The 6,910-nt window shown below is 63.1% G+C and carries 6 protein-coding genes, 1 tRNA gene and 2 pseudogenes; 3 read left to right on the forward strand and 6 right to left on the reverse strand.

All coding sequences use genetic code 11. The annotated features are described in order from the left end of the window. Nucleotides 1-197, forward strand: a 197-nt coding sequence (locus tag AHiyo1_RS11035) for a nitrilase-related carbon-nitrogen hydrolase (RefSeq protein WP_275937055.1), incomplete at its 5' end; no start/stop codon positions are given. Between the two features lie 150 nt (nt 198-347). Here AHiyo1_RS11035 and AHiyo1_RS26615 read toward each other — a convergent pair. The 5 genes and pseudogenes from AHiyo1_RS26615 to AHiyo1_RS11055 all read right to left on the reverse strand — a co-directional run bounded on the left by AHiyo1_RS26615 (nt 348) and on the right by AHiyo1_RS11055 (nt 5,047). After that, nucleotides 348-1,826, reverse strand: coding sequence for a GH32 C-terminal domain-containing protein (locus tag AHiyo1_RS26615; protein ID WP_253257280.1), 1,479 nt, complete (start codon nt 1,824-1,826; stop codon nt 348-350). Between the two features lie 18 nt (nt 1,827-1,844). After that, nucleotides 1,845-2,342 (reverse strand): annotated as a pseudogene (locus AHiyo1_RS26620) (glycoside hydrolase family 32 protein); the annotation flags it as partial. Then, complete coding sequence (locus tag AHiyo1_RS26625) at nt 2,249-2,839, reverse strand: hypothetical protein (protein WP_340639313.1); 591 nt, start codon at nt 2,837-2,839, stop codon at nt 2,249-2,251. The pseudogene AHiyo1_RS26620 and the gene AHiyo1_RS26625, both read right to left, overlap by 94 nt. A gap of 183 nt (nt 2,840-3,022) precedes the next feature. Continuing rightward, a complete protein-coding gene (locus tag AHiyo1_RS11045; protein ID WP_059388599.1) occupies nt 3,023-4,150 on the reverse strand; it encodes an acyltransferase family protein in 1,128 nt (375 codons plus the stop codon). A gap of 339 nt (nt 4,151-4,489) precedes the next feature. Continuing rightward, on the reverse strand, nt 4,490-5,047 hold the full coding sequence (locus tag AHiyo1_RS11055) for a dihydrofolate reductase family protein (RefSeq protein ID WP_059388600.1): 558 nt from the start codon (nt 5,045-5,047) through the stop codon (nt 4,490-4,492). Between the two features lie 273 nt (nt 5,048-5,320). On the opposite strand from AHiyo1_RS11055, the gene AHiyo1_RS11060 reads away from it, so the two are divergent. After that, entirely contained in the window at nt 5,321-6,160 is an 840-nt protein-coding gene (locus AHiyo1_RS11060; protein WP_059388601.1) for a DUF998 domain-containing protein, read from the forward strand. Nucleotides 6,161-6,262: 102 nt separating this feature from the next. On the opposite strand, the gene AHiyo1_RS11065 is transcribed toward AHiyo1_RS11060, so the two are convergent. Beyond that, a tRNA-Ser gene (locus AHiyo1_RS11065) sits at nt 6,263-6,352 on the reverse strand. Between the two features lie 116 nt (nt 6,353-6,468). Here AHiyo1_RS11065 and AHiyo1_RS11070 point away from each other — a divergent pair. Further along, a pseudogene (locus tag AHiyo1_RS11070) lies at nt 6,469-6,910 on the forward strand (dehydrogenase); the annotation flags it as partial.

A 6,910-nucleotide genomic window follows, 5' to 3' on the forward strand; every position in this document is an offset into this window, starting at 1 on the left:
AACCCGGCCAGCGTCGGCCTGCCCACCACCGCACCGCGCCCACGGGAATAGGGCACAGTGCCGTGATCTCGCCACTGGGTGCCGTGATGGTGGCCCTCGGGGAAATGCCGGAACTCGCCGTCGTCGACATCGATCCGTCGGTCGTCGAAGAAGTCCGGGGCAAGCTTCCGGTCCTGGCGAATGCCCGGGATCTTTAGCGGCGCCGAGAGTAGCGGCGTCTTCTTTCAGGGAGGGCGGCGCCGTCCTGACCTTCTTTCGTTTCGGAAAGCGCTTACGACACGGCGAGTCGCGTCATTTCGAGGCTTTTGCGCGGCAAAGAAGGTCAGGACGGACAGGCCACGTTCGACTTAGGCGGCCGGTATGTCTTCGAAGGTGACTTGGTCGAGCAGGATATGGCCCCAACTTCCCGTGCCGTTATCGACCACTTGGATCTGTGCGCTCTGGCCAACGAGGTCGGAGACGTTCCACGACGTCCAGGCGAGGCGTTCGCTGTTCTGGCCCGTCGCGGTGCGGACCACTTGCCCGTTGACCACAAGATTCACCGTGGTCTGATTGTCCGGTTCACCTCCAACCGCGTTTGGCACGCTGCTGAACACGATCTGGTCCACCATGATGTGGCCCCAGGATCCGCTTGCGTGGTCGATGACCTGGATTTGGGCCTTCTGCCCCACGAGCGTGTGGACGTCCCAGTTCACGTTCGACATCGTCGATGAATTCTGGCCTGTTGCCGTTCGCACTACCTGCCCGTTGACGAGGAGGTTCACCGCCGCGGCGCCGGACTGGCCCCAGGGGTGGTTTCCTCCAGCGATGAGGAAGTCGATGTAGTCCCGCGTGATCGTGAACGTCGGTGACGTGATCGCGCCCGTGGAGGCATCACCTCCTCCGACGTACGTATCGAGGACCTTGGAGCCGAGCTGGTTGGGGAGGGATTCCGCCGTCGGGCCCTGGCCAATGTAACTGCCCGACGCCGTCCACCCGGCACCCCACGTCGCGCCCTCGAAGTCGGCGAAGACGTCGGACGGCCGCGGGTTGTTCCCGCCTCCTGCGAGGAAGTTGACGTACGAGTGGCCGATGGTGAACGACGGCGAGGTCAGCGTTCCGGTCGCTGCGTCGCCGCCGTTGAAACTGTTGGCGAGCTTGTTCCCCAGGTAGCCCGTGACGGGCTGCTGGTTGGTGAGAGCCCCGCTGGCGGGCCCTGAACCGAAGGCCGCTCCCGCCGTTGTCCATGAACCATAGGTGCTGCCCTCGAAGTCCGCGTACGGCGCCGCGGGGTTCGCCTGTTCGGTGATGTTGGCGAATTCCGTGATCGAGAGGTTGGCGAAGTTTGCGCTGCCGCCGATCGTGTAGAGGGAGATCCCCGTGTCCGACGACGTGAAGAAGGCCTGGTTCGAGAGTGCGATCCGGCCGTCGTCGGCGAAGACCTCCACGCTGCCATGGTCCACGAGGATCCGGAGGTGCAAGGACGTCGTGCCCGAGGCGAGCGGCGCCTGGGACTGCTGGAACGTGCCGAAGGAATACGGCACTTGGTCCTGCGCGGAGCGATCGACGTAGAGGTTGCCCCCGTAGACACCGATGTTCGTGTGCCGGCTGCCGTCCTTGTTCTCGCCGACGGACATGCCGACGTTGTTGAGGGTGGTCCAGCTGACGTCCGCATCGAGCTCGTAGACCGAGCCGTGGTAGTCGAGGGTTGTCCGTCCATTGACCGTGGCGTTGGCGGGTTTCACGGTTTTGGTGGCGTAGTTGGCCAGATTCGGGGTCGGCTGGGATAGGAGGCTGTAGATGCCGCTGCCCTCGGACTTGAGGCTGAGCTGGCGCGCCACCGACATCTGGCCGTTGTAGTTGTCCGTGGAGTCCGTCGGCACGCTGTGCGGCGCGTAGTGCCAGTTGTTCATCCAGCCGATCGCGTAACGGGAAGCGTCGGGATTCGCGGCGTCCGGCCAGGTCACCGAGGCATACCAGTCCGAGCCCCAGTCGAGCCACTGCGGGTCCGTCTGGTCCGCGACGAACGCCGAGCCGTTCCACGTGCCGGTCCAGTACGCATACGTGTCCGGCTTGCCGCTGTAGTCGCCTTGCATGCTCCCGGCCATGATCCAATGCCACGAACCGTCGTTGGCCTTCATCTGGAAGATGTCCGGGCACTCAACGCCGCCGATGTTCGGGGTGGTGTAGCTGAAGTCGGTTTGGTGCGTCCAGGTCTTAAGATCCGGCGAGGTGTAGAAGGTGATCTTTTGCTGGCGGCCGATCGCGGCTACCCAGGTCGAGTGTGCCGCGTCCCAAACGATCTTCGGGTCGCGGAACCAGTCCGAGGCGTCCGGGTTGGCAATGACCGGTGCGCCGTACTGCGTGAAGGTTGTCCCGCCGTCGGTCGAGTACCAGAGGTATTGCGATTGCTGGAACGGGTCGCCGTCGGTGGCTGCGTGGCGAGCGCGACGACGGCGCCGGCCCCGAAGCCCGCGGTGTTGTTGGTATCGATCACCGAGGAGCCGGTCCAGACGGGGAAATTGCTTTGGAGGGGGAGGGCGTCGCCTTGGTCGTTGAACGCCACAGTGTCCGACGACGTCGCATGTCGCCATCCGCCGGGGCCGTTGTCCTGGTTGCTGTGAAGGTAGTACAGGTTGTACTTGCCGTTGAGATAGATGGGCCGCTGAGGGTCGCTCAGCCATCCTGACGGGGGAGTCATGTGGTAGACGGCCCGCATTGGCGCTGGGGTCGCGCTGCCGACGGCTCCTGCGCCGGGGATGTCCCCGGTAACTATGGTTGTGGTGAAAAACATCGTGAGCGCGGCCAAGAGGGCGAGTATGCTCGCCCTCTTCGACAGCCTCCTTGCTGAGTGGGCCATAAGATCTCCGGGTCTCGGTCAGGACTACTCGACCGCCGATAGCCCTGCGTCGAGCCTCTGCACACGGCGTTGTTGAGCAGTCGGGGGGAGCTTGTGGTGGAGCTAAGGATCTTTGATTAAACGCTTAATCACGGCAACAATAGCTGGCACTTGACTCGTGATCAAGCGTTTAAGCGGATTATTTTAGCTGGCTGCCCGGAGGGCGAGGCGGCGCATGAGGGCGCGCCGGATCCGCTGGGCTGGCTGTTCAATGGCCACGCAGCTCAAGAAACCAAGCGGCCAGACCGCCACGAGAGCGAACGCAGCAAACCCGAGCGCGGGAACGTGGGATGGAATGTGGGCGGCTGCGAGGAGCTGCTGGACGGGCCATCCGTAGATGTAGATCCCGTAGGAGATGTCGTAGCGGGACCCGATGGGGGACGCGCTGCCGATTGAACCGATCGACAGCACGAGGTAGGCAAACGGCAGCGGGGCGAGGGCTGTTCCGTAGCCCGTGGCGAGGGCGCCCCACACGGCCAGTGCGGCGAGGAGGCCTGGCGCCGCACCGACGCGGACCTTGCGCCTCTGGGTGGCAAGGAGGGATCCCGCCATGAAGACCGCGAGCAGCGGGAGGACGAATTCGGTGCGATTCGGCCCGAAGCTGCCTGCGAGCAGCTTTCCGAAGACTGCTCCCGTGGATGCGGCAAATAGCAGGAATATTGCAGTGGCCGTGCCTCGCCTGCTCTCCGGAATCCTGCGGAGCAGGAACACAATCGCGGCGACGATAACGTAGCAGAGCCCCTCCCAGGTGAGGGTCCATAGGGGGCCGTTCCAGTCAAAGCGGTCGTTGTTGCCCCAGAGGGACGTCCCGATGGCGGGCGTGTCCATGACGCCGATGCTGAGTGCCAGCGCCGCGCCGAGGAAGGCCAAGGCTCCGCGCGGGTCGTAGGTCCCGTGTGTCAGGAGGGCGCCAAGCGGTGCTGCCACGAAGGCAACAGTAAGCGCCGCGACCACGAGGGCCGGATAGATGCGGGCGAGCCGTGCTGCGGCATACTCGAGCACAGTGTCCGAGCGTTCGGCACTGACGGTGATGAGATAGCCGGAGATGGCGAAGAAGCCCATGACGCCAGCGGTCCCGAGCTTGATCCCGTAAAGCGAGGGTTCCGGGCCGTAGCCACCCAGCCACCAGGAATGGGAGATGATCACGGCTGCCGCGAAGACCAACCGCAGGGCGTTCAGCGAGTTTCGTCCGGAGCCCAGGGCATTACCCAGGGTGCGGGCGCCGAGTATGGCCAGGCCCGGACGGTCCACGGCTGTCGTTGGGGTCTTCATGGGCTGGTCATTTCTACTTCATGCCCAGGACTGTTCGGGTGAGCTTCTTGAGTGTGACCTGGCTAACAATCCTGACTGAATCTACACGAGTAGATCTCAGAAGGTCAAGCGACTTCTTTCTCAACCAACCAGCCGCACCTCGCCTTGGCCGAGCTGACCAGCTGGAAAGAGACGGCCACGGCCGTAGCCGGACACGGCAGCGCCGACCTCGAGCGGGGTTGCGCGACTTACGAGCGCTGGCAGCACAGGCCGACGGCGAAGGGCACCGCACGCATCTGGTTCTACATTAACGAGCGCACGGTCTTTCAGCCGAAGCTCACCCGCGACGGACAGCCACCCTCAGTCAGCCCGTCGATAGTGCAAGGCGACCGCGCCGTTGCTGAGCGGCTCCGCCGAGATCAGGTCGAGGCGTCGCGTGCTAGGCAGTCCGCCCTGGTACAGGGTGGGACCGTGGCCGGCAATCCTGGGATGGACAAGGAACTTGTACTCGTCGATCAGATCCAGTTGGTCCAGCGCTGTTGCAAGTTTGCCGCTGCCGACGAGCACCCCGCCGGGAGTCGCATCCTTGAGATCCTGCACCGCCGTTTGGAGGTCGCCTACGAGGTGGTGGCTGTTGGTCCACGGGAAGTCGCTTCGCGTCGACGACACAACGTACTTCGGCTTGGCCTCCAGCTTGAGCGCCCACTCGCGCATCGCAGGCGGCGCGTCCTCCTCGCCGCGGGCGACCGCTGGCCAGTAGCTCTCCATCATCTCGTAGGTGGTGCGACCCCAGAGCATTGCGCCGCCGTCGTCCATGAGGCGGGTGAAGTAGGCGTGCGTCTCGTCGTCGGCGATCCCTTCCCGATGGTCGACGCAACCATCCAGGGTGACGTTGATGCTGAAGGTAAGGAGACCCATGCGACGATTCTAGGCCGCCCACTTGCCGATGTCTCAACTATCACCGCCTCGGCACGGAGGCTATTCGCTGGACTAGTTAACGGGTAGCACGGCGAGCTCTCCTCTACTCAATTCCGAGCAAGGATGCGCAGGTCTTCATTCGAGTAGCGGAACCTCTAGTATTTTGTCCAGTCGAGCGCCTTAATCCTTGCTATGAACAAGGTGAACAGCTGGATCGAGCTACTCGGCGGCTGGTGTTTGGGGCGGCGTCCAAGGACGTCGGATACTCGGCACATGATCGGATCATGGGCCGCAAAAGCGATGCTTAGCTTCATCGTATTTGAGTGGGTCGTTCAGCTTGGGTGGAAAGGCAATGGCACTTACAGCTACGCATCGAACTACGTCAGCGACCTCGGCGCGGTGCACTGCGACAACGTCGGCAACCCTGCCCGCTACGTGTGTTCTCCATCCTTCGCTGCGATGGATCTGGCTCTTATCTTCATCGGCGTGAACGTCGTGGTAGCGGCCTGTCTCATCACTTCGCCGGTGCTCTGGATTGCAGCACATGCCGGCGACCTTGATGACGCGTACAAGGCGGTACGTCGGGACAAAACTGACGGCAAGATTCGGATGCAGCCCACCGGTTTTGCCAAGGTAACGACAACCATCATTCGTTGGTCGCTCGCCGTTACCGGGCTGGCTATTTTCGCCATCGGCGTCTTCCCCGAAGACTATCCAAATGCAGGCCACACTATTGGAATCCACGACCCCGCCGTCGTCATTCTGTCGGTTGGTATCTTCGTAACCCTCGTCTCGATCGGCGTGCTCTGGTTCAGACGGACCGACGCAAGCCTTTGGTTTTTCGGACTGGCCATCGTCGCTGGCGTATCGGGATTGTTGATGCTGCTCACCGGCGGTAAAACCGAATTCTCAGGCATTTTTGAGCGTGGCGTCATCTACGCGTTCATTGCCGGCCTGGCCATCCTTGGCTTCATGGTCAGCTCCGCGGCCCATCATGAGCGCGTTGGCCACCTTCAGCCGCGACCAGCCACAAGGCCGCTATGGGGGCCTCGGCAGGCCGGGCGGCTTGTCGCACCGTTCAGGCGGCGTCACGCGACCGTGCTCGAGATTTAGCAGAGGCTACCGCCTCACGCGTAGCCGCCACGTCAACATCCCCGACGCGGGCGCGACCAGTTTCGAAAAGCAGAAAACCCCCGGAATTCCGGGGGTTTTCATTGGCGGTGACGGTGGGATTTGAACCCACGTTGGCTTTTACACCAAACAACATTTCGAGTGTTGCACCTTCGGCCGCTCGGACACGTCACCAACTGAAATAGGGTACCGGAGTGGAGGCCCGTTCCCCAAAACGGCCGGGCGGCACCCGCTTAGTAAGTAGCCTTCCCTTTCGTAATCGCAGCCGCAGGACTAGATTCGCAAGCACGATGACTCTTCCACGAAACGCACCGCAGAACACGGACACCCAGAACACGCACCCCCAAACGGCCCTGGCCTACTGGACGGTCGGCCCGTGCCAAGGCGAGCTCCGGAGCGAGGACCTTCCGGCGCCGGCGCAGGGCGAGGCTGTGGTCCGTGCTTTGTACTCGGGAATCAGCAGGGGCACAGAGCTCGTGGTCCATGAAGCGCACGTGCCCACACGAACCGCGAAAGCGATGCGGGCCCCCCATCAAACCGGGGACTTTCCCGCGCCGGTCAAGTTCGGTTATCTATCGGTCGGAATAGTTGAACAAGGCCCCGAGGACTGGATCGGCCGGAACGTCTTCTGCCTGCACCCGCACCAAGACCGCTACGTCGTGCCCCTCAGCTCACTCACGCGAATACCCGACGGCGTGCCGGAACGCCGCGCTGTGCTCACCGGGATCGCCG

The sequence above is a fragment of the Arthrobacter sp. Hiyo1 genome, assembly GCF_001263615.2.
Classification (GTDB): Bacteria; Actinomycetota; Actinomycetes; order Actinomycetales; family Micrococcaceae; genus Arthrobacter.

Excerpts from the sequence above, each read along its gene's own strand:
- AHiyo1_RS11060 (WP_059388601.1), top strand. The coding sequence starts at position 5,321 with ATGATCGGATCATGGGCCGCAAAAGCGATGCTTAGCTTCATCGTATTT.
- AHiyo1_RS11055 (WP_059388600.1), bottom strand. The coding sequence starts at position 5,047 with ATGGGTCTCCTTACCTTCAGCATCAACGTCACCCTGGATGGTTGCGTC.
- AHiyo1_RS11045 (WP_059388599.1), bottom strand. The coding sequence starts at position 4,150 with ATGAAGACCCCAACGACAGCCGTGGACCGTCCGGGCCTGGCCATACTC.
- AHiyo1_RS26615 (WP_253257280.1), bottom strand. The coding sequence starts at position 1,826 with ATGTCGGTGGCGCGCCAGCTCAGCCTCAAGTCCGAGGGCAGCGGCATC.
- AHiyo1_RS26625 (WP_340639313.1), bottom strand. The coding sequence starts at position 2,839 with ATGGCCCACTCAGCAAGGAGGCTGTCGAAGAGGGCGAGCATACTCGCC.